The sequence below is a fragment of the Achromobacter piechaudii NBRC 102461 genome, assembly GCF_001571245.1.
Taxonomy (GTDB): domain Bacteria; phylum Pseudomonadota; class Gammaproteobacteria; order Burkholderiales; family Burkholderiaceae_B; genus Achromobacter; species Achromobacter piechaudii.
Genome location: NZ_BCTK01000014.1, coordinates 285,104 through 306,295 on the forward strand (window position 1 = coordinate 285,104; position 21,192 = coordinate 306,295).

At 65.3% G+C, this 21,192-nt stretch carries 20 protein-coding genes; 12 read left to right on the plus strand and 8 right to left on the minus strand.

From position 1 onward, the window contains the following. Positions 1-48 precede the first annotated feature (48 nt). Together API01S_RS26065 and API01S_RS26070 are read left to right on the plus strand one after the other, a co-directional pair. The gene (locus API01S_RS26065; RefSeq protein WP_006216252.1) at positions 49-1,518 is read left to right on the plus strand and encodes a TrkH family potassium uptake protein; all 1,470 of its coding nucleotides are present in this window, start codon (positions 49-51) and stop codon (positions 1,516-1,518) included. Positions 1,519-1,847: 329 nt separating this feature from the next. Further along, positions 1,848-3,089, plus strand: coding sequence for a YbdK family carboxylate-amine ligase (locus API01S_RS26070; protein ID WP_006216251.1), 1,242 nt, complete (start codon positions 1,848-1,850; stop codon positions 3,087-3,089). Between the two features lie 61 nt (positions 3,090-3,150). Here API01S_RS26070 and API01S_RS26075 read toward each other — a convergent pair whose 3' ends face one another. Beyond that, positions 3,151-4,086, minus strand: a complete 936-nt coding sequence (locus API01S_RS26075) for a methyltransferase domain-containing protein (RefSeq protein ID WP_061306510.1) — start codon at positions 4,084-4,086, stop codon at positions 3,151-3,153. A gap of 204 nt (positions 4,087-4,290) precedes the next feature. Here API01S_RS26075 and API01S_RS26080 point away from each other — a divergent pair, with 204 nt between their 5' ends. Beyond that, positions 4,291-4,890 (plus strand): ComF family protein, encoded by a 600-nt coding sequence (locus API01S_RS26080; RefSeq protein ID WP_322788549.1) that lies wholly within the window; start codon positions 4,291-4,293, stop codon positions 4,888-4,890. A 260-nt stretch (positions 4,891-5,150) separates the two neighbouring features. Beyond that, positions 5,151-5,621 (plus strand): tRNA (cytidine(34)-2'-O)-methyltransferase, encoded by a 471-nt coding sequence (locus API01S_RS26085; protein ID WP_006216248.1) that lies wholly within the window; start codon positions 5,151-5,153, stop codon positions 5,619-5,621. Positions 5,622-5,685: 64 nt separating this feature from the next. Here API01S_RS26085 and API01S_RS26090 read toward each other — a convergent pair whose 3' ends face one another. The 5 genes from API01S_RS26090 to API01S_RS26110 are packed head-to-tail and all read right to left on the minus strand — an operon-like array spanning position 5,686 to position 9,134. Continuing rightward, positions 5,686-6,678, minus strand: a complete 993-nt coding sequence (locus tag API01S_RS26090; protein ID WP_061306511.1) for a Bug family tripartite tricarboxylate transporter substrate binding protein — start codon at positions 6,676-6,678, stop codon at positions 5,686-5,688. 48 nt (positions 6,679-6,726) lie between these two features. After that, entirely contained in the window at positions 6,727-7,809 is a 1,083-nt protein-coding gene (locus API01S_RS26095; RefSeq protein WP_061306512.1) for an NAD(P)H-dependent glycerol-3-phosphate dehydrogenase, read from the minus strand. A gap of 14 nt (positions 7,810-7,823) precedes the next feature. Beyond that, complete coding sequence (gene secB, locus API01S_RS26100; protein ID WP_006216245.1) at positions 7,824-8,366, minus strand: protein-export chaperone SecB; 543 nt, start codon at positions 8,364-8,366, stop codon at positions 7,824-7,826. Positions 8,367-8,406: 40 nt separating this feature from the next. Further along, positions 8,407-8,664: a glutaredoxin 3 gene (gene grxC / locus API01S_RS26105; RefSeq protein WP_006216244.1), complete on the minus strand. Its 258-nt coding sequence runs from the start codon at positions 8,662-8,664 to the stop codon at positions 8,407-8,409. Positions 8,665-8,711: 47 nt separating this feature from the next. Continuing rightward, a complete protein-coding gene (locus tag API01S_RS26110; protein WP_006216243.1) occupies positions 8,712-9,134 on the minus strand; it encodes a rhodanese-like domain-containing protein in 423 nt (140 codons plus the stop codon). A 184-nt stretch (positions 9,135-9,318) separates the two neighbouring features. Here API01S_RS26110 and gpmA point away from each other — a divergent pair, with 184 nt between their 5' ends. The 7 genes from gpmA (at position 9,319) to API01S_RS26145 (ending at position 17,617) form a co-directional block, all read left to right on the plus strand. Next, positions 9,319-10,071, plus strand: a complete 753-nt coding sequence (gene gpmA / locus API01S_RS26115) for a 2,3-diphosphoglycerate-dependent phosphoglycerate mutase (protein ID WP_006216242.1) — start codon at positions 9,319-9,321, stop codon at positions 10,069-10,071. A 7-nt stretch (positions 10,072-10,078) separates the two neighbouring features. Continuing rightward, a complete protein-coding gene (locus API01S_RS26120; RefSeq protein WP_061306513.1) occupies positions 10,079-11,668 on the plus strand; it encodes a murein hydrolase activator EnvC family protein in 1,590 nt (529 codons plus the stop codon). 69 nt (positions 11,669-11,737) lie between these two features. Then, positions 11,738-13,183, plus strand: a complete 1,446-nt coding sequence (locus API01S_RS26125) for a S41 family peptidase (RefSeq protein ID WP_006216240.1) — start codon at positions 11,738-11,740, stop codon at positions 13,181-13,183. After that, positions 13,180-13,935, plus strand: coding sequence for a HesA/MoeB/ThiF family protein (locus tag API01S_RS26130; protein ID WP_061306514.1), 756 nt, complete (start codon positions 13,180-13,182; stop codon positions 13,933-13,935). The genes API01S_RS26125 and API01S_RS26130 overlap by 4 nt, the downstream gene beginning before the upstream one ends. Before the next feature lie 139 nt (positions 13,936-14,074). After that, the gene (locus tag API01S_RS26135; protein ID WP_006216238.1) at positions 14,075-15,274 is read left to right on the plus strand and encodes a GGDEF domain-containing protein; all 1,200 of its coding nucleotides are present in this window, start codon (positions 14,075-14,077) and stop codon (positions 15,272-15,274) included. 214 nt (positions 15,275-15,488) lie between these two features. Further along, positions 15,489-16,208 carry a FadR/GntR family transcriptional regulator gene (locus tag API01S_RS26140; RefSeq protein ID WP_006216237.1) on the plus strand — a complete coding sequence of 240 codons (720 nt, stop codon included), beginning with the start codon at positions 15,489-15,491 and terminating at the stop codon, positions 16,206-16,208. Beyond that, on the plus strand, positions 16,205-17,617 hold the full coding sequence (locus API01S_RS26145; RefSeq protein ID WP_061306515.1) for an FAD-binding oxidoreductase: 1,413 nt from the start codon (positions 16,205-16,207) through the stop codon (positions 17,615-17,617). The genes API01S_RS26140 and API01S_RS26145 overlap by 4 nt, the downstream gene beginning before the upstream one ends. Positions 17,618-17,698: 81 nt before the next feature. On the opposite strand, the gene thiC is transcribed toward API01S_RS26145, so the two are convergent. After that, a complete protein-coding gene (gene thiC, locus API01S_RS26150; protein ID WP_006216235.1) occupies positions 17,699-19,612 on the minus strand; it encodes a phosphomethylpyrimidine synthase ThiC in 1,914 nt (637 codons plus the stop codon). Between the two features lie 377 nt (positions 19,613-19,989). Between thiC and API01S_RS26155 the strand changes: the two genes are divergently transcribed. Beyond that, positions 19,990-20,547, plus strand: coding sequence for a SecDF P1 head subdomain-containing protein (locus tag API01S_RS26155; protein WP_061306516.1), 558 nt, complete (start codon positions 19,990-19,992; stop codon positions 20,545-20,547). A gap of 130 nt (positions 20,548-20,677) precedes the next feature. On the opposite strand, the gene API01S_RS26160 is transcribed toward API01S_RS26155, so the two are convergent. After that, a complete protein-coding gene (locus API01S_RS26160; protein ID WP_167351742.1) occupies positions 20,678-21,127 on the minus strand; it encodes a helix-turn-helix domain-containing protein in 450 nt (149 codons plus the stop codon). Between the last annotated feature and the right edge of the window lie 65 nt (positions 21,128-21,192).

Below are 21,192 nucleotides of genomic sequence, written 5' to 3' on the forward strand. Positions count from 1 at the left end.
ACACTTTTCAAGCTCCGCCGTGGGCCGGGCCTCGCCGGGTAGGCTTTCATGAAGCGCGTTCTGGGCACCCTTTATATCCTGGGCCTGACCATGGTGATGTTCGCGCTCACCATGCTGATCCCGCTGTTGATCGCGTATGTGGGTGGCGACGCCGCGCGCGATGCGTTCCTGCACGGCTTCCTGATTTCCCTGGGTATCGGCGGCGGTCTTGCCGCCATCACGCGCCGCAGCCGCTGCGAACTGCGGGCACGCGACGGCTTCGTGCTGGTGTCGGCGGTGTGGGCGGGCCTGCCGCTGCTGGCCTCGATTCCGCTGATGCTGTACTTTCACCGGGCCGGCTTGCCCCTGTCATTCACGGGCGCCTACTTCGAAGCCATGTCCGGGCTGACGACCACCGGTGCCACCGTCCTGACCAATCTGGACACCTTGCCCGCGTCGATCAATCTGTGGCGCGCCACGCTGATCTGGATCGGCGGCATGGGCATCCTGGTGCTGGCCGTGGCGATTCTGCCCTTGCTGGGGGTGGGCGGCCACCAGGTCGTGCGGGCCGAAACGCCCGGCCCGATGAAGGACGAACGCCTCACCCCGCGCATTGCCAGCACCGCCAAGGCGCTGTACGCGGTGTACTTCGTGTTCTCGATCCTGTGCTTTCTGGCCTACCGGGCCGTGGGGCTGTCCTGGTTCGAGGCCTGGTGCCACATGGCCACCACGATGGGCCTGGGCGGGTTCTCGACCTGGGATGACGGATTCGCCCACTTCGATTCCGTGGCGGTCGAAATGGTCGCCATGGTGTTCATGCTGATCGCCGGCATCAACTTCGCCACCCACTTCAACGCCTTCCGCCAACGTAGCCCGCGCGCCTATGTGCGGTGTCCTGAAGCCATTCCGTACCTGGTCGTGGTGCTGGGCGTGGGGCTGGTCATTTCGGTGTTTCTGTACATCAAGGGCGTCTACAGCGAGCCCCTGCAAGCGCTGCGCTATGGCATGTTCAACACGATTTCCATGGCGACCACCACGGGCTACGCCAATACGGACTTCGCCCAGTGGCCCCTGTTCGCGCCGTTGACCATGCTGCTGCTGTCCGGCTTCGCCACGTCGGCCGGGTCCACCGGGGGCGGCATCAAGATGATCCGCGCGATCCTGCTGGTCAAGCAGGCCCGCAATGAGCTCGTGACGATGCTGCATCCGCACGCGGTCAGCCCGGTGCGCATCAACGGCCGCGCGGTCGAGACGCGCACCATGTCGTCCGTGCTGGCCTTCATGCTGTTCTACGGGCTGTCCATTGCCGTGTTCACCAGCCTGCTGCTGCTGTCGGGCCTGGATCCCATCACGGCGTTCTCGGCCATTTTCGCCAGTATCAACAACACGGGGCCGGGGCTTGGGCCCGTTGGACCGATGGGCAGCTTTGCCGTCCTGTCCGATTTCCAGATCTGGGTTTGCACCTTCGCCATGCTGATCGGCCGGTTGGAATTGCTGACCGTGCTGGTGCTTTTCACCCCGATTTTCTGGCGCAAATAAGGGGCGCGCGCCCCTGTTTTTGATCAGGGATAACCCGATTCAGGGTTATCCCACCCACCCTCGAAAACCGCATGATCACTGCCGATGCGACCGCCATCGGCCGGGGACCCGCGCCGTTCCTGAGTTGTAAGTGCTCGCTCACTAATTCTCAGAGGGCAAAACCGTGTGCTACGCGATGTTGCACACAAATGTCACGATTTTCAATCTTATTGCCACAAACCTGCGGCTATCATCCGTTTCACAAGCCGCCGTCTAGTGCCCCCCGGGAAGTTACCGGGCTTCAAGGTCGAACGGCGCGTCCCCTCATCAAACATTCAAAGGAGTCCGGAATGGAACCGATCCCGTTCATTTCGTCGGCCCCCAACACCCTGGGCATCGAACTTGAGTTGCAACTGATCGACCCCCGCACTTTTGACCTGACCGCAGCCTCTGACGAGCTGCTGGCCCAGATGGCCAATCACCCCATTGCCGACCGCGTCAAACCCGAGATCACGCGGTCCATGATTGAACTGAATTCGTCGGTGCACGAGCACCCCATGGGCCTGTTGGCCGAAATGCGCGAGATGCGCGACGCCCTGGTCGAAGCGGCAGATGCCGTCGGTGTGTCGGTTGCCGGTGGCGGCGCCCACCCCTTCATGCGGTGGCAAGAACGGTCCATCTCGGACACCCCGCGCTTCCAGTACCTGGCCGAAATGTACGGTTACCTGGCGCGTCAATTTACTGTTTTTGGCCAGCACATCCATCTGGGTGTTCAAAGCGGCGATGATTCCATCAAGCTGCTGCGCCGGCTCTCGCCCTACGTACCCCACTTCATCGCGCTGTCGGCGTCCTCGCCGTATTGCGAAGGTGTGGACACGCTGTTCTCTTGTTCGCGTCTGAACGCCGTCAACAGCTTCCCGCTGGCTGGTCACATGCCGCCCGAGGTCAAGGACTGGTACCAGTTCGAAGCCCATCTGTCGCAGCTGCGCGCCTACGGCCTGGCCGAGAGCATCAAGGACCTGTATTGGGATATCCGCCCGAAGCCGGAATTCGGCACGGTCGAGATCCGCGTTTGCGACACGCCGTTGACCGTGGAGCGCGCCTGCCAGATCGCCGCGTTCGCACAAGCGCTGGCGGTGCTGCTGATGCGCGAGGACGATCCCAGCGACAGCGCGTGGCTGTCCTACCGCAGCAACCACTTCCAGGCTTGCCGTTTTGGCTTGCAGGGCAGCTATGTGACGCCGGACGGCCAGCGTCTGCGCTTGATGGACCATCTGCGCGCGCTGTTCCAACGCTTGATGCCGGTGGCCGAGGAGCTCGGTACGGGCGACATGATCGCCGCGCTGCGCGACGAGGCCATGCGCAGCGGCAACGACGCGCGCTGGCTGCGCAGCCAATTCCATCGGCTGCGTGACCTGCCGCTGGTGGTTGACGCCATGTCGCACGCCTGGCGTGGCGAATCGGTGTCGGCCCCGCCTGCGGAACCGACCGCCGTATTGCGTCGGCGCATCCGCGCCAACTCCGAGCCCATGCAGCCTTTGTCTGCCTCCGAGCCCGGCGTCGCGGTGCCGTTGCCGGAACGCTTGCACTAAGTCCTGGCCTGCGGGCGTCACACAGGTAGGTGGCGCGCGCAGGCGGGCGATGGCTCTACCGTCAGGGGTTGCCGCGCTGGCGTCCGCCGATCGCGCTGACGGACAGGCGGGTTTCTCCCGCTACCGTCCGGTGCGCCGCGGCGCGCCACGCATGCCCATAAGCCACTTCAATACTCAGCGCGATCAGCCCGTCCGGGCGGCGCTGGGCCTCCAGCGCTGCGCACAGGCGGTCGCGCCAGTCGCGCCCCACCAGACCGCCGCGACGCCCCTCGGCGGGGTTTCCACCCAACGCACGCACGTCCGCCAGCAGCTTTTCGGGGCTGCGGTAGGTCAGGGTCAGGATCTCCTGGTCCATGACGGGGTCGGCAAAGCCGTTTTCCACCAGCAAGTCGCCGAAGTCGTGCATATCCACGAATGACGGGGTCGCGGTGGACAGGCCGGCATCGGTCAGCGCCTGCCGAAGTTCACGCAGGGTGGCCGGCCCGAGACAGGAAAACATCGCCAATCCGCCCACTTTCAGAATCCGCCGCCACTCGGCCAGCACTGCATGCGGGGCGCGGTGCCAATGCATGGCCAGGTTGGACCACACCAGCTCAAGCGATTCGGGGGGCAGGCCGGTTTCGGCCAGATCGGCGTTGACGAACGTCGGCGCGGTGGGGCCGCGTCGCGCCAGCTTGCCGATCCAGGCGCCCAGGCCGGCCGGGGCATGGCGCTTTTTGGCCAGCTCCAGCAGGGGTTCGCAATTGTCCAGGCCGGTATAGGCGGCCTCGGGATAGCGTTCCCGCAGCAGCGGCAGGTTGTCACCCGCGCCGCAGCCCGCATCCAGCATCGCCTGAGGCTGCACCCGGATGTATTGCAGGCGGCCCAGCATGCGACGGGCCACTTCGCCGTAAAGAAATTGTGCGTCGGACAAGTCGCCACGGCGGGCGAACTGCCGGGGCACGTCGGCGCTGACGATGGGTAGAGAGGGAAGCGGTGCGGATTCTGGCAGGGACATTTCGGTCACGCCCGCGTCTTGGCCACGGGGCGGAACATGGTTACATGAGGGATGGCATCCATTATTGCGCATCCCGGCCGCTGGCCCCGATTGTCCCTACTGACCTTGGGGCGGCGTCTCGGGTCCCGCGTGGGCTGCGATTGTCCGCTCTGCGGGGCTCGGGTGACGGGGGCGCGCTTGTGCGGCGGTTGCGCGGATGACATCGTGGCGGCCCCGCCCGGCGCGCGGCCGCGTTGCCCGCGCTGCGCGTTGCGGCTGCCGGCCACCGCTTCGATCTGCCCGGCGTGCCTGGGCGCGCCTCGGGCCTACGGGCGGACGATCGCGGCCTTTGACTACGCGCCTCCCGCCGATGCGCTGATCCGCATGCTCAAGACCCAGCTGCGCCTGAGCATGGCGCCGGTGCTGGCAAGGCTGCTGGCCGATGCCATCGTGCGCGAGGGCGGCTTGCCGCAGGGCGTCTTGCTGGCGCCCGTGCCAGCCAGCCGAGCATCGCTGCGCGCGCGCGGCATGAACCCCGCCTCTGAGATCGCCCGTGGGCTGGCGCTGCACCTGGACGCGCCGCTGTTGCGGCAGGCGCTGCGCCGGCAACGCGAAACCCCGCGTCAGACTGGCCTGAGCCGGCGCGCCAGGCGACAGGTGGCGGCCGGCTTGTTCGTCGCGTCGCCTCTGGTGCGGGGGCGGCATGTGGCGTTGGTGGATGACGTCATGACCACGGGCAGCACCGTCCAGGCCGCTGCCTTGGCCCTGAAGGCGGCGGGCGCCACCGGGGTGACGGTGCTGGTGGCCGCGCGGACACCGTCGTGACGCCGGGCCGGCTGGCGTGGCTGTCCAAGCCAGGGATGCGTGCGACGGGCAAAGGGCAATGGGCGACCGGCAACGGGCGAAGGATGAAGGGCGAAGGGCGAAGGGCGACAGGCAGTGAACGACGGCTCGCCAGCAACAGGCAACCGCCAGCGGGGCGACGGCGGGCAAGCACCCGTTGCGCGCGGCCGCCTTGCAAATCGGCGACAATCCCCCCGTGCGGCCACTCTGGCGCCGCAGGCTGTCATCGCTCCCTATCCGCCATGTTCCACGTCATCCTCGTCTGCCCCGAGATCCCTCCCAATACCGGCAACGCCATCCGCCTCTGCGCCAACACCGGCGCGCAACTGCACCTGGTGCGTCCTTTGGGATTCGAACTGGATGATGCCCGCATGCGGCGCGCCGGGCTGGATTATCACGAGTGGCAACCCGTGCGGGTGCACGACACGCTGCAAGAAGCGCTGGACGACACGGGTGCGGACGCTGGCAGCATCTATGCGCTGACCACGCACGCGCAACGCAGCGTGGCGGACATCGCTTTCAAACCGGGTGACGTATTCGTTTTTGGCCGCGAAACGGCCGGGCTGTCGGACGAACATCAGGCGATGTTCCCGCCGCAGCAACGCTTGCGGCTGCCGATGCGCGCCGGCCAGCGCAGCCTGAACCTGTCCAACGCCGTCGCGGTGACGGTGTTCGAAGCGTGGCGTCAGCAGGGGTTCGAAGGCGGGTCGTAGGCCGTTCGAAGGGGGCCAGGCAGGGCGGGCGGTTCACGCCGCGCCCGGTCCCGGCCAAAGCGCATCAATCCAGCGACAGCTTCAGCTTGTCGATCACCTGGTCCCAACGCGCAGTTTCGCTCTTGATCCGGGCGGTCAGGGCTTCGGGCGTGGAGGGGGCGGGCGTGAAGTATTGCAGCGCCAGTTGCTTGCGCACGGCGTCGCTGTTGATGACACGGGCCAATTCACTGTTCAGCCGTTCGATGATGGGTGTGGGCGTTCCGGCCGGCACCAGCACCGCGTTCCATGAAATCGCTTCAAAGTCGGGATAGCCCTGCGATGCCATCGTGGGCACGCCCGGCAGCGCCTCGCTCGGTTGCAGGCTGGTCACGGCCAACAGCTTGACCTTGCCGTCGCGCGACTGCGGCACAGCGATGGCGGGCACCATGAAGCCGGCCTGCACGTCGCCGCTGATGATGGCGGTGATGACCTGCGGAAAACCGGAATACGGAATGTGCGCCAGGTCCACGCCCGCGCTTTCCTTGAACATTTCCATCGCCAGATGCGCGGAGCTGCCCGCGCCGACCGAGCCGTAGTTCAGCGAATTGCCGCGTCCCTTGACCAGCTTGACGAAGTCCTGGACGTTATCGACCTTCAGGCTGCCCGGCACGACCAGCACGTTGGGGCTGGTGCCCACCAGGCTGACCGGCGCCAGGTCCTTGAGCGGGTCGTAACCCAGCGTCTTCTTGTACAGCGTGGGCGCGGTGACCAGCGGGCCGTTGATCGTGTAGAGCAGCGTGTAGCCGTCCGGCTTGGCCTGCGCCACCACGCGCGTGCCGATGTTGCCGCCCGCGCCCGGCTTGTTGTCCACCACGATGGGCTGGCCCAGCGCCTGCGACAGCGGTTCGGAGATCGTGCGCGCCAGGATGTCCGGCGACGAGCCGGGCGGGAAGGGCACCACCAGATGAATCGGCCGTTCGGGCCAATCGGCTTGGGCGGCGGCCGGCAACACGGCGGCCAGGCTGAGGCACAGGCCGCGCAGAAGCGGGCCGACCCGCAATTTTCGGGTATGCGTCATGAAGGATGTCTCCTCGGGATGGGCAGGTTTTTTGTTGTCAGGAAGGAATCAGAGATGGCCGCCCAACGACTCATCCAGCGGACCGCTGCCGTGGACACTTTCGTCGCGCGGGTCGCGCGCCAGCAGGGCGGACACGGCCGTCATGGGGGCGACGCCGTCAAACAGCACGGCGCAAACCGCTTCGGTAATGGGCAGTTCGACATTGATGGCGCGAGCGCGGTCACGCGCGGCGCGCGCGCAGCGCACGCCTTCGGCGGTGATGCCGCTGGCCAGGATGTCGGCCAGCTTGCGGCCGGCGCCGATTTCCAGGCCCACGCGGCGGTTGCGCGAGAGTTCGCCGGTGGCGGTCAGGACCAGGTCGCCCAGGCCGGTCAGGCCGGCGAAGGTCTCGCCCCGCGCGCCCAATGCGACACCGAAACGGGTCATTTCGGCCAGGCCGCGGGTAATCAGCGCGGCGCGCGCGTTGGTGCCCAGCGCCAGCCCGTCGCCGATGCCGCAGGCCACGGCGATCACGTTCTTCAACGCGCCGCCCACTTCCACGCCGACCAGATCCGAGCTGGCGTAGACGCGCAGCGCCGCGCCGTGCAGGGCGGCGGTGGTGGCTTCGCGTAATGCGTTATGGGTGCTGGCCACGGTCAGGGCCACGGGCAGGCCCTGGGCCACTTCACGGGCAAAGGAAGGGCCGGACAAGGCGCCGCCGATCGCGTCGGGCAGCGCTTCGCGCACGATTTCGTGGGGCAGCCTGGCCGTGTCGGCTTCAAAGCCCTTGCACGTCCAGACGATGGGAGTGTCCTGCAAGCCCAAAGCCGGCAGGCGGCGGGCCAGTTCGCCACAGGTGGCGGCCAGACCGGCCACGGGCACGCCCAGCACGATCAGGCGACGCGCGCCTTCGTCCTGCAAGCTGCGCAGCGTGGCGTCCAGGTCGGACGAGAAATTCAGGGACTGGGGCAGGGAAATGCCCGGCAGGTAGCGCGCGTTCTCATGCGAGGCGGCCATGTCGGCGGCCTGCGCGGCGTCGCGCGCCCAAAGGACGGTGGGGTGGCGGCGGCTGGCGGCCGCCGCCAGCGCGGTGCCCCAACTTCCCGCACCCAGGACGGCGACGCGCAAGCATGGCAGAGCGGGATGGTTCATCGGGGCGGACGCGCTTACTGGCGGGTGGCGCTGGCGGGCAGGATGATGCCCGAGTCGCTGCCGTTGCCATTGCCGTTGGCGGCGCCTTGCTGCTGTTGTTGCAGCTCGGCCAGACGCTGTTCGTACAGGGCCTGGAAGTTCACTTCGGTCAGGTGCAGCGGCGGCATCGAGGTGCGCGTGATCGCGTCGGCGATGTTGGCGCGCAGGTACGGGTACAGCATCGTCGGGCAGACAATGCCCAGCAGCGGATCAAGCTGCTCTTCGGGGATGTTGGCCGCTTCGAAGATGCCGGCTTGCGTGCCTTCGACCAGGTACACGACCTTGTCGTTGATGCGGGTCGTGACGGTGACGGTGACCGTGGTTTCGAACACGGTGTCGGCCAGACGCTGGCCGCCCACGGTGATGCTCACTTCGACCTGGGGCGCTTCTTGCTCCAGGAAGACGTGAGGCGCGTTCGGCATTTCCAGCGAAAGGTCTTTCAGGTAGACGCGTTGCAGATTGAACGAGGGCGCGTCGTTGCCGCCTTCTTGCTGGGTGTTTTGGTCTTGATCAGCCATGAGTGATTCCGTTGGTGGGGGGGGGCAAAAGTAGAGGCGATTAGCCGTTCAGCAAGGGGGCGAGGCCACCCGAGCGGTCCAGGGCCATCAGGTCGTCGCAACCGCCGACATGAGTATCGCCGATGAAGATTTGCGGCACGGTGCGTCGGCCGGTTCGTTCGATCATGACATCGCGCTGTGACGGATCGCGGTCGATCTGGATGATTTCCAGGTCGGTCACGCCACGCTGCTCGAGCAGGGCCTTCGCGCGTGAGCAATACGGACAGTAGTCCTTGCTGTACATGACGACTTTATTCATAGGCGCTCCTCGAAAAATCCAAGATTGAAATAGGGGCAACCGCCGGGTCAGCCCTTTTGGGTGACGGGCAGGCTGGCGGCCGACCAGGCGCGCATGCCGCCTTCGAGCGGCACCACGTCGGCAAGGCCTTGCGCGCGCAGCTTGGCGGCGGCGCGGGCCGAGTCGCGGCCATTGTCGCAAACCAGGATCAGCGGCTTGTTCTTGGGCAGCGATGCGGCTTTCTGTTCAAGGTCGGCTACCGGCACATTTCGTGCCTGGGCGATGTGGCCGGCCTGGAATTGTTCGACAGGACGCACGTCAACCCAGACGGCGTTGCGCTGGTTCACCATCTGGATGGCCTCGCCAGTGCTGACGGCCGAGCCGCTGCGGCCACGGCGCAACGCCGGAATGGCCAGCATCACGCCTGAAACCACGGCGACGCCGACGATGAAGACGTTGTTTTTATCGAGCAAGAATTGCAAAAGATCCACGGGGCATCCTGAAGTGCGGCAGCTAGCCGGATATGGGCGAACCCTCGGCCAACCCGCAGGCGCCGCGCCAGGGAATTGGACGGGTGCGCCGGGGCAAAATCAAGGGCAAAATCACTCAATTATAAAATGAGCGCATTCTTTAACCATCCTTTAACTTTAACCCGCGCGGAAAGCGTGCCAAACCATGCATAAACTTGTTCTGATGCGCCACGGCGAAAGCCAGTGGAATCTGGAAAACCGCTTCACCGGCTGGACCGACGTCGACCTGACCGAAACCGGCCGTGAACAGGCCCGCCGCGCCGGCGAGCTGCTCAAGAAAGAAGGCTATACCTTCGACCTGGCCTACTCGTCGGTGCTCAAGCGCGCCATCCGCACCTTGTGGATCGCGCTGGACGCCATGGACGCGATGTACACCCCGGTGGGCGTGAACTGGCGCCTGAACGAACGCCATTACGGCGCGCTGCAGGGCTTGAACAAAGCGGAAACCGCCGCCAAGTATGGCGACGAACAGGTCCTGATCTGGCGCCGCGCCTACGCGATCGCCCCGGAACCGCTGTCGCTGGACGATGAACGCCATCCGCGTTTCGACAGCCGCTATGCCAAGATCCCGGCCGACCAGCTGCCCGCCACCGAATGCCTGAAAGACACCGTCAATCGCGTCCTGCCGTTCTGGAACGAGTCCATCGCGCCCGCCATCCGCTCCGGCCGCAAGGTGCTGATCGCCGCTCACGGCAACAGCCTGCGCGCGCTGATCAAGCATCTGGACAATGTGTCGGACGACGACATCGTCAACCTGAACATTCCGACCGGCCAGCCGCTGGTCTACGAATTGGATGATGACCTGCGCCCGATCCGCCACTACTATCTGGGCGATGCCGCCGAGATCGAGGCGGCCATGGCTGCGGTTGCCGCTCAAGGCAAGGCTAAGAAGGACTGATATCTCTATGCGTCGCACGGCAGGGTTGTTGTTGGCGGTCATGTTGACCGGTGGGGCGCTATCGGCTCGCGCCGCGCCCAACGACCTTGCCGGCCGCCAGTCCGACGCCGAGCGTCAGCAGGCGGCCTTGCGCGACCGCATCGAGAATCTCCAGAAAGAGATCGACGGGCGCGAAGCCGCCCGCAAGGAAGCCGCCGATGCGCTCAAGCAGTCGGAATCGGCCATTTCCAAGATCAATCTGCGCTTGCGCGAACTGGCCGATGCCGGGCGCCAGGCGCAGACGGATCTGACCAGCCTGGAAAAGCAGATCGGCGCGCAGGAAATCGTGCTGGCCAAGCGCCGCGTCGAACTTGCCGACCAACTGCGCACGCAATACACCAGCGGCCTGTCGCCCTGGACCGCGCTGCTGTCCGGCGACGATCCCCAGGTGCTGGGCCGCAATCTGGGCTATCTGGATTACGTTTCGCGGGCCCGTGCCGATGCCGTCAAGGCGCTCAGGGCGGATATCGATCGCCTCGCGGCCTTGCAGGCGCGCGCCGACGAGCGCCGCGCCGAAATTGAAAAAGTCGTGGCGGAAACCTCCGAGCAGAAGGCGGCCCTGGTCGGGCAGCAGAAAGAGCGCGCCACGCTGCTTGCGCAACTGGAAGGGCAGATCGCCGCCCAGCGCGCCGAAGCCAACAAGCTGGGGCGCGACGACCAGCGCCTGTCGCGCCTGATCACCGATCTGGATGCGGCGATCGCCAAGCAGATCGAAGACGCCCGCAAGGCCGAAGAGGCCCGCAAAAAGGCGGAAGAGGCGCGCCGCGTGGAAGAAGCCCGCCGCGCCGCCGAAGAGTCCCGCAAGCGCGCCGAAGCCGAGCGCCGCGCCGACGAAGCCCGAAAAAAAGCCGAGGCTGACCGCAAGGCGGCCACCGAAACCGCCGCCCGGCGCGATCGCGACAGCCGCGATGCCCGCGAAGCGGCCCAGGCGCGCGAGCAGGTCGAAGCCGCCTCCCGCCAAAGCCGTGGCCCGGTCGCCGTGGCCGATCCGGACGCCGCCGGTTTACGTCCAGCTGAACAGAAGCAGACGCGCCTGACCGATCCGGCGCAAACGCCCGCCAAATCTGCGGAACCGCCGAAAAAGACGGAACCCGCCGAGGCCGATACCACTCCAACCCGCACTGCATCCGTGCAGCAGCCGGCCCGCGCCGCTCCCCCGGTGGGTGGCGGCAGCGGCCTGAAGCATGGGCTGGCCATGCCGGTGCGCGGCCAGGTGCAAGGCCGATTCGGGGTGGACCGCCCCGATGGCGGCGTCTGGCGCGGCGTGGTGCTGCGCGCGCCGGAAGGCACGCCCGTCAAGGTGGTCGCGCCCGGTACCGTGGTCTACGCCGAATGGCTGCGCGGTTTTGGCAACCTCATCATCGTGGATCATGGCCAGCAGTACCTGACGGTCTATGCTTACAACCAAAGTCTGCTCAAACGGGTGGGGGATTCGGTGACAGGTGGCGATACTATTGCTACGGTAGGGGCAACCGGCGGCCAAGTGGAATCCGGCCTATACTTTGAAATTCGCCATCGTGGCGCTCCTGTGGACCCGGCCCAGTGGCTGGCCCAGTAGGTTGGTAGGTACAAGTCGTTGGTAAATTACCAAACCCCCATCGGCGAAAACAAAATTCGGGAAGTGTGCATGGGCACTCGCAAGTTTCGCGGTTTCGGTCTGATTGCCATCGGTGCGGTGGCTGGTGTTTTGCTTAGCGTAGGGGTAACTGCTGTTGCCCAGCGCGGCAGCCCATTGCCCCTGGACGAGCTCAGGCAACTGAGCAATGTTTTCGCGGCCATCAAAAACAACTATGTCGAAGCGGTCGACGACAAAACCCTGATCGACAACGCGATCTCGGGCATGGTCTCGAACCTTGATCCGCACTCGGCATATCTGGATGCCGACGCGTTCCGCGAAATGCAGACAGCGACCCAAGGCGAGTTCGGCGGCCTGGGCATCGAAGTCGGCGCGGAAGACGGCTTCGTCAAGGTCATCTCGCCCATCGAAGACACGCCCGCCGCGCGCGCAGGCGTCATGGCCGGCGACCTCATCATCAAGATCGACGACACGCCCACCAAGGGCATGACGCTGAACGACGCGGTCAAGCTCATGCGTGGCGCACCCAAGTCGCCCATCACGCTGACCATCATGCGCGCCGACCGTCCGCAGCCCATCGTGCTGAAGATCGTCCGCGACGTCATCAAGGTGCGCAGCGTGCGCAGCAAGATGCTGGACAACGGCATCGGCTACGTCCGCGTCGCCCAGTTCCAGGAAAAGACCGGTTCCGATCTTGCCAAGCAACTGAAAGAACTCGGCGCCAAGGAAGCCCCCAAGGGCCTCGTGCTGGATCTGCGCAATGATCCGGGCGGCCTGCTGACCAGCGCCATCGGCGTGTCGGGCGCGTTCCTGCCGCCGGATGCCCTGGTGGTGTCCACCGATGGCCGCACGCCCGACGCCCGCCACAAGTACCTGGCCACGCCGTCGGAATATGCGCGCGGCGAAAGCAACTACCTGTCCGGCTTGCCGGCCTGGACCAAGACGGTCCCGATGGTGGTGCTGGTGAACGTCGGTTCGGCCTCGGCTTCCGAAATCGTGGCCGGCGCGCTGCAAGACCACAAGCGCGCCAAGGTGCTGGGCAACCGCACGTTCGGCAAGGGCTCGGTGCAGGTGATCCTGCCGTTGTCCGAATCCACTGCCGTCAAGCTGACCACCTCGCGCTACTTCACGCCCAGCGGCCGTTCCATCCAGGCCACGGGTATCGAACCGGACTACGTCGTTGCCGATACGGCCGACGGCGACCTGTTCCGCCTGCCGCGCGAAGCCGATCTGCAACGCCACCTGTCCAACCCCGAGACCTCCAACGAGGTGAAGTCCAACTCGGCGCAAGACAACGTTGACCTGCCGACCAAGGTGTTCGAGTTCGGCGGCAAGGACGACTTCCAACTGCAACAAGCGCTGAACGTGCTGGCTGGCAAGCCGGTCCAGAAGGGTTCGGCGCGCGCCCAGGCCAAGGCTGACGCCAAGGCCGGCGGCGGTACTCCCACGCGCATGAAGATCACGCCGTCCGGAGTCGAGCCCAGCAAGGACAAATGAACGACGAGCAACTGCTGCGCTATGCCCGGCACATCCTGCTAGATGAGCTGGGCATCGAAGGCCAGGAAAAGCTGCTGGCGGCGCGGGTGCTCATCGTGGGCGCGGGTGGACTGGGTTCACCCGCCGCGCTCTACCTCGCGACGGCTGGCGTGGGTGACATCACTCTCGCTGACGACGATGTCGTCGAACTGAGCAACCTGCAACGCCAGATCCTGCACACGACCGCCAGCGTCGGCCGCCACAAGGCCGAATCCGGACGCGACATGCTTGCCGCGTTCAACCCGCAAGCGCGCGTGCATGCCCGAGTGGAACGTTTGCAGGGCGAAGCGCTGTCCGAGGCGGTCGCAGCGGCGGACCTCGTGCTGGATTGCACAGACAACTTCACCACCCGTCACGCCATCAACCGCGCCTGCGTGCAGCATCGCAAGCCGCTGGTGTCGGGCGCGGCCATCCGCTTTGACGGGCAGGTCAGCGTCTACGATCTGCGCGACGACAGCGCCCCGTGCTACCACTGCCTGTTTCCGGAAGCCGACGACGTCGAAGACGCCAATTGCGCGACCATGGGCGTGTTTGCGCCGGTGGTCGGCATCATCGGCAGCATGCAGGCGGCCGAGGCCCTGAAACTGCTGTCCGGCGTGGGCGAAAGCCTGTCCGGCAGGCTGCTGTGGCTGGATGTGCGCACCATGCAATGGCGCAGCGTGAACGTGCAGCGAGACCCCGAATGCGCCGTTTGCGGCCCTCGCGGGCGCTAAGGTCGCCGCCTCTTTTCCACCCCGATTTCGTCATGTAATGGGCCCGTATTGCCCTCGCGGACAATATTAACGGCCAGAAATACCTGCTATAACGCCAGCCAGCCTACCGAATTTTGAGGCGGTGATTGGACGTGACGGCGTGGATACAGGACTGAAGTTCAGCTTGCCCAAGTGGCGCCTGACGCGCTGGTTGACCCATTCCGGGCCGGATACGCCTGCGGATATCCGCGCCGCGCTCCTGGCCAGCCTGTTCGGCACGTTGCCCATCTTTGCCGGCGGCGTCATCAACACCCTGATGATTGCGGGTGTCATCGCCTGGCGCCGCCCCGAACCGCTGTACATATCCTGGTTGTTGCTGGAAGTGGTGCTGGCCATCGTGCGCGTCACGATCCTGCGGGCGGCTCTGCGGGCCGCGCCCAAGGGCGGCAACACCTATACCGATATCTACGTGCTGCTGGCGCTGTTCTGGGCGTTCAGCGTGGGGTACGGGGTGTTCATTACGCTCCTCAACGGCGACTGGCTGGCGGCAACGCTGGCGGGCGTTTCCTGCGGCGCGATGGCCGGGGGCATCTGCTTTCGCAACTATGGCGCGCCGCGCCTGGTGGCCGCCATGATCTTCCTGAGCCTGGGGCCCATGTGCCTGGGCGCCCTGTTCAGCGGCGAGGTCATCACCGCCATCGTCTTCATTCAGATTCCGTTCTATCTGATCAGCATGACCATCGCGTCCCATCGGCTGAACCGCATCCTGGTGTCGACCATGCTGGCCGAGCGCGCCAGCAAACAGCGCGCGAACGAAGATGCGCTGACCGGGCTGGCCAACCGGACCGGCCTGCAAGTGGCGCTGGAGCGCGTGTGCGCCAGCGCGCGCGGGCAGGACAGCGACGCGGCGTTGCTGTACATGGACATGGATGACTTCAAGCGCATCAACGACACCTACGGACACGCTGCCGGCGACCAGGTGCTGACGACCATCGCCCAGCGCATGCGCGCCATGCTGCGCGTAGATGACGTGGCGGCGCGTATCGGCGGCGACGAGTTCATCGTGCTGGTCACGGGCATCGACGCCACAGCCGCGTTGCGGCTGGGCGAACACTTGCTGCTGGACGCGTTGCAGCCCATCGCGCTGGCGGACGGTACGCGGGTCATCGTGGGAATGTCGATCGGCATTTCCATTATTTCTGCCAACAACCGCAGCCCGCAGGCGGCGCTGGATTCCGCCGACGCCGCGCTGTACCGCGCCAAGGCGCGCGGCGGTCGGTGCTGCGAAATCGACGGGGGCGGCACGGCGTTGGATGAAGCGCCCGTGACGGGCGACGACAGCGCGCCAGCCACGGCCTGATGGGTGCGGGCTGTGTGGGCCATTGCGGCATCGGCTGCATAGGCGGATAGCGGGGCGAGGCGCGGACGCAGGCGGCGGAGCGTCGACACCGTAGGCATCGCAGGCACCGCCTCCTTCACGATTTCCTGCACTACCTCAATCCACTCGACCAGCAACGCCTCCCCACTCCATAAAAGTTATCAGATAACCTGAAAAGTTATCTATAATCCGCCCCATGCTCACCAAAAGCCTCACCCTGACCGAACAGGTCGCTCAACAGATCGCCACGGACATCGCCGACGGCGTGCATCCTGTTGGCGCCAAGCTTCCCCCCGGCCGCGTCCTGGCGGACCAATACGGCGTCAGCGCCGCCGTGATCCGTGAAGTGACCGAGCGCCTGCGCGCGCAGGGGCTGATCCAGAGCCGGCAAGGGTCGGGCAGCACCGTCGTGTCGCGCACGGGTGGCCAGGGGTTCCAGGTGTCCAGTGGCATCGCCGTGAACCGCGAGCAACTGGCCAACGTCTATGAATTGCGTATGGAGCTGGAAGGGGGCGCGGCGGCGCTGGCCGCATTGCGGCGCAACGCTGCCGACCTGACCGCCATGGCGCAGGCGCTGGCCTCGCTGGAAGCGCATCTGGAGCATCCCGAACAAGGCGTGGAACACGACATCTCGTTTCACGTCGCCATCGCCGCCGCCACGCACAACCGCACCTATCAGGACCTGCTCCAGTACCTGAACCGCCAGTTGCGCCTGGCGGTCAGCACCGCCCGGTCGAACAGCCGGCTGCACGATGGCTTGACCGCCGCCGTGCACCAGGAACACGTTGCCGTGTTCGAAGCCATCCGCGCGCGCAACCCCGACCGCGCCCGACTGGCGGCGGTCCGTCACTTGCAGCAGGCGGCTAACCGCCTGCAACTCGATCAACTCTTTCCCGCAGCCACGCCGACATCATGACCGCATCCGACTTCCCGCAACGCCTGGCCCAAGCCCTGGGCCCTGACACCGTCTACACCGCCGAAGCGGACATCGCGCCCTGGTTGTCCGATTGGCGCGGCCTGTACAACGGCCACGCGCAAGCGGTCGTGCGCCCGCGCAACACAGCGCAAGTGGCCGCCTGCCTGGCGCTGTGCCAGCAGGAGGGCGTGCCCGTGGTGCCGCGCGGCGGCAATACCGGCCTGTGTGGCGGCGCGACGCCCGACGGCAGCAGCCGCAACGTGGTGTTGAGCCTGGACCGCATGAACGCCGTGCGTTCCATCGACACCGTGGCCAACACGCTGGTCGCCGAGGCCGGCGCCATCCTGGGCAACCTGCGGCGTGCCGCGCAAGAGGCCGGGCGACTGTTGCCCCTGAGCCTGGCGGCGGAAGATTCCAGCCAGATCGGCGGCAACGTCGCCACCAACGCCGGCGGCGTCAACGTGGTGCGCTACGGCATGGCGCGCGAACTGGTGCTGGGCGTGGAAGCCGTGCTGCCCACCGGCGAAATCTTCAATGGCCTGCGCACGCTGCGCAAGGACAACACCGGCTACGACCTTAAACAGCTGCTGATCGGCTCCGAAGGCACGCTTGGCGTGATCACGGCGGTGGCGCTGCGGCTGTTCCCGCGCACCGATGTGCGCTCGGTGGTGCTGACGGCGGTCGAGTCGCCCGCGCAGGCGCTGCAATTGTTCGAAATTCTGTTCGAGCAATGTGGCGCGCGCTTGCAGGCATTCGAATATTTTTCGGGCGATTGCCTGGATCTCGTGCTGACCCATGCCGAAGGCGTGCAGGAACCTTTCGACCAGCGCTACCCCGCGTACGTGCTGGTCGAACTTGCCGACACGGCGGACGAAGCCGGCCTGACGACGCTGTTGGAGAACGTGATCGGCACGGCGCTGGAACGCGGGCTGTGCCTGGATGCGGCGGTGTCGGCGTCCATGGCGCAGTTGCAGACCTTGTGGAAGCTGCGCGAGGAGATCTCCGAAGCGCAGCGTGCCGATGGGCCGCATCTGAAGCACGACGTGTCCTTGCCCATCGAACGCATTCCGGAATTCATGGTGTCCGCCGAGGCGCGCGTGCGTGCGCTGTATCCCGACATCCGCCCGTTCATCTTCGGACACTTCGGGGACGGCAACCTGCACTACAACCTGTCGCGGCCCGCCGGCGCGGCGCGTGATTGGGTGGCGATTCATGGCGCCGCGATCACCGATGCCGTGCTGGACGAAGTCAACCGCTATGGCGGCAGCATTTCCGCCGAACATGGCATCGGCCAGCTCAAGCGCGACCACTTCCTGCATAGCAAGGACCCGGTCGAGCTGCGCCTGATGCGGGAAATCAAGAAGGTCATGGATCCGGCCGGGATCATGAATCCGGGCAAGCTGCTGTAAGCGGTCGCCCGGTTGAACTGAAACTGATGGCTCGGGCAGGGCCGGCATCGCGTCTGGATGCCGGCCCTGCTGCCATCGCCGCTATTGCCGGTGATAGACCTCGGCGCCCTTCTTCACGAACTCCACCGATTTTTCCTGCATGCCTTTTTGCAGCGCGTCCTTCTCGCTCACGCCCTGCGCCGCCGCGTAGTCGCGCACGTCCTGCGTGATCTTCATGCTGCAAAAATGCGGACCGCACATCGAGCAGAAATGCGCGACCTTCATCGAGTCCTTCGGCAAGGTCTCGTCGTGGAATTCCTTGGCGGTGTCGGGATCCAGGCCCAGGTTGAACTGATCGTCCCAGCGGAATTCAAAGCGCGCCTTCGACAACGCGTTGTCGCGGATCGCCGCGCCCGGGTGGCCCTTGGCCAGGTCCGCCGCGTGGGCCGCGATCTTGTACGTGATGATGCCGTCCTTCACGTCCTTCTTGTTCGGCAACCCCAGGTGTTCCTTCGGCGTCACATAACAGAGCATCGCGGTGCCGTACCAACCGATCAGCGCGGCCCCGATGCCCGACGTGATGTGGTCGTAGCCCGGCGCGATATCGGTCGTCAGCGGGCCCAGCGTGTAGAAGGGCGCTTCATGGCAGTGCTCAAGTTGCAGCTCCATGTTCTCCTTGATCATCTGCATCGGCACATGGCCGGGGCCTTCGATCATGACCTGTACGTCGTGCTTCCACGCCACCTGCGTCAGTTCGCCCAGCGTCTTCAATTCCGCGAATTGTGCTTCGTCGTTGGCGTCATAGCCCGAGCCCGGGCGCAGCCCATCGCCCAGCGAGAAGCTGACGTCATACGCCTTCATGATTTCGCAGATGTCTTCAAAGCGCTCGTACAGGAAGCTTTCCTTGTGATGCGCCAGACACCATTTGGCCATGATCGAACCGCCGCGCGACACGATCCCCGTCATGCGATCGGCCGTCATGGGAATAAACGGCAGGCGCACGCCGGCATGGATCGTGAAGTAATCCACGCCTTGCTCGGCCTGCTCGATCAAGGTGTCGCGGAAGATTTCCCAGGTCAGGTCCTCGGCCTTGCCGTCCACCTTTTCCAGCGCCTGATAGATCGGCACGGTGCCGATCGGCACGGGCGAATTGCGGATGATCCATTCACGGGTTTCGTGGATGTGCTTGCCGGTGGAGAGATCCATCACCGTGTCGCCGCCCCAGCGGATCGCCCAGGTCATCTTTTCCACTTCTTCGCCAATACCCGAGCTGACGGCCGAGTTGCCGATGTTGGCGTTGATCTTGACCAGGAAGTTGCGGCCGATGGCCATCGGCTCGACTTCCGGGTGATTGATGTTGGCGGGGATGATGGCGCGTCCGCGTGCGATTTCGTCACGCACGAATTCCGGCGTGATCGCGGCGGGGATGGCCGCGCCGAACGATTGGCCCGGGTGCTGGCGCAGCAGCCGCTTGACCATCTTTTCGCCGTCGGGACCGCTGTCGCGCAACGTTTGCAGATAGTGCTCGCGGCGCAGGCTTTCGCGGATCGCCACGAATTCCATTTCCGGCGTGATGATGCCGCGTCGCGCATAGTGCATCTGCGACACGTTGGCGCCCGTGCGGGCGCGGCGCGGCGGGCGTTGCAGGTCAAAGCGCATGGCCGTCAGTTTCGGATCGGTCAGGCGTTGCTTGCCATAGTCGCTGCTGGGGCCGGACAGCACCTCGGTGTCGCCACGTTCTTCAATCCACGCGCGGCGCAGTTCGGGCAGGCCGCGGCGGATATCGATTTTTACGTCGGGGTCGGTGTATGGGCCGCTGCAATCGTAGACCGTCAGCGGCGGGTTCTTTTCCCCGCCGAACATGGTCGGCGTGTCGTCCTGCTCGATCTCGCGAAACGGTACGCGGATGTCGGGGCGCGAGCCCGTCTCATACACGCGGCGCGATTTGGGCAGCGGTGCGACGGCCGCCGCGTCGACTTCGGCGGTAGCGGCCAGGAATTTGGGATTGGCGTTCATGGAAAGCTCCAAGCGAGTGGTTGGAGCCGATCGGGAATGGACTTCCGTCAGGCGTGCAGGGACGCGCGGCGGAAATACGGCTCCCAGCATCGGCATTATCCGTACTGGTACGAAGGGACTCTCTCAACCCGTTCCTGGTAAAGCGGAACGAGTACCCCTGCGCGAAAGCGAAGTATAGATCGAGCGCGCCGCACTCATGATCTGAATGCATGAAATCATTCGAAGATCGTCAGCCACCCAGAGCTGGTATTACTGCTTTACATTTGGATTCAGTCTGCGGCGACACCGTCATTCAGGTTCTGTACACTTTTTTCAACCAAACGCCCGGCTGGCCTTCGACCTGCCGGGCATAGCTAACTTAAAAGAAGGAATCGAGCATGCAACTGACCCTACGCAAATTGGCGCCCGCCCTGGTTGTCGTGACGTTGGCGCTGGCGGGTTGCAAGACCGCCCCGACGAAAACGTCCGGCGCCGCGGCCACGCCCGAAGCCGGCCAGCAATCGTCCAAGCCGGCCACCGCATCCTCGGTGGACTTCTACCTCGCGCAACAACAGCCCGGCCCCGGCCTGCGCGAAATCGCACTGCCCGATGGCAAGCTCTACATGCAGGAAGTGCCCGTGCTGACGCGCGCCGACCTGACCGACGCCGCCGCATTGGTTGACCGCCAAGGTCAGAACTTCGTGGGCCTGCGCTTTTCCGAAGCCGGCGCTCGCAAGCTGACCGAAGTCAGCACCAAGAACGTCGGCAACCGCCTGGCTCTGGTGATCGATCAGGAACTGGTCGCCGCGCCCAGCATCGCCGAACCGCTGAACCGTGGCGTGCTGGCCTTTGGCGTGGCCTCGGCACAAGCCGCGTCTGAAATCGCCGCCAAGATCCGTGGCGATGCCCCGCCCACACCGGCAGCCGGTGGCATGCCCGCCGCGCCCAAGCCCTGATCTTCCTGCGCATAAGCCAAGTCGCTTAATCGTCGGCTCAAATAAAAATATCCGCACCGAAAGGTGCGGATATTTTTTTGTCTGAGCGGCGCGTAATCGGCGCTGCGGGCATCAAGATGCGGACGGAATATCAGCCGATTTTTCGGCCGCGCGGCTTGACGGTACGGCGTGCCTGCGCCGTTTCGATGAAGGTCTGCGTCAGTGCTTCAAGCATCGCGCGATCGTCTGGCGTCAGGCCGTCGAATTGCGATGGCGCGATGTTGGGAAACGGCCAGGGCGCTTGCGGACGGGGCCGTCGCGCCAGGCGTGGCATGGTCTCGGCGACCCCTGCCGCTGGCAGCGTATCCGACAGGTCGTAGCCCTCCATGGGAAGCTCCATGGGGCCTTTGCCGGTCTCTAGCCATTCCAGCTCAATCTTCAGAATCTGCGCAAGCTTACGGACGGATCGGCTGGAGTGCCGAAGCCCGCTTTCGTAACTGGCGATTGCACTTTGCGAGATTCGCGCAAGACGAGCGAGCGTCTTCTGCGTGTGACCACGCAGAAGACGGGCTTGCTTCAATCGGTCTGAAAATGTCTTCACGCGTCGATTGAAGCTTGCTCAGGATTTACTTTGGTGGTTATAAGCATTACCTGGGTGATAGATTT

Bases quoted from the DNA above. Each gene is read 5' to 3' on its own strand.
- API01S_RS26065 (WP_006216252.1), top strand. From the start codon at position 49: ATGAAGCGCGTTCTGGGCACCCTTTATATCCTGGGCCTGACCATGGTG.
- API01S_RS26070 (WP_006216251.1), top strand. From the start codon at position 1,848: ATGGAACCGATCCCGTTCATTTCGTCGGCCCCCAACACCCTGGGCATC.
- API01S_RS26075 (WP_061306510.1), bottom strand. From the start codon at position 4,086: ATGTCCCTGCCAGAATCCGCACCGCTTCCCTCTCTACCCATCGTCAGC.
- API01S_RS26085 (WP_006216248.1), top strand. From the start codon at position 5,151: ATGTTCCACGTCATCCTCGTCTGCCCCGAGATCCCTCCCAATACCGGC.
- API01S_RS26090 (WP_061306511.1), bottom strand. From the start codon at position 6,678: ATGACGCATACCCGAAAATTGCGGGTCGGCCCGCTTCTGCGCGGCCTG.
- API01S_RS26095 (WP_061306512.1), bottom strand. From the start codon at position 7,809: ATGAACCATCCCGCTCTGCCATGCTTGCGCGTCGCCGTCCTGGGTGCG.
- secB (WP_006216245.1), bottom strand. From the start codon at position 8,366: ATGGCTGATCAAGACCAAAACACCCAGCAAGAAGGCGGCAACGACGCG.
- grxC (WP_006216244.1), bottom strand. From the start codon at position 8,664: ATGAATAAAGTCGTCATGTACAGCAAGGACTACTGTCCGTATTGCTCA.
- gpmA (WP_006216242.1), top strand. From the start codon at position 9,319: ATGCATAAACTTGTTCTGATGCGCCACGGCGAAAGCCAGTGGAATCTG.
- API01S_RS26120 (WP_061306513.1), top strand. From the start codon at position 10,079: ATGCGTCGCACGGCAGGGTTGTTGTTGGCGGTCATGTTGACCGGTGGG.
- API01S_RS26125 (WP_006216240.1), top strand. From the start codon at position 11,738: ATGGGCACTCGCAAGTTTCGCGGTTTCGGTCTGATTGCCATCGGTGCG.
- API01S_RS26130 (WP_061306514.1), top strand. From the start codon at position 13,180: ATGAACGACGAGCAACTGCTGCGCTATGCCCGGCACATCCTGCTAGAT.
- API01S_RS26140 (WP_006216237.1), top strand. From the start codon at position 15,489: ATGCTCACCAAAAGCCTCACCCTGACCGAACAGGTCGCTCAACAGATC.
- API01S_RS26145 (WP_061306515.1), top strand. From the start codon at position 16,205: ATGACCGCATCCGACTTCCCGCAACGCCTGGCCCAAGCCCTGGGCCCT.
- thiC (WP_006216235.1), bottom strand. From the start codon at position 19,612: ATGAACGCCAATCCCAAATTCCTGGCCGCTACCGCCGAAGTCGACGCG.
- API01S_RS26155 (WP_061306516.1), top strand. From the start codon at position 19,990: ATGCAACTGACCCTACGCAAATTGGCGCCCGCCCTGGTTGTCGTGACG.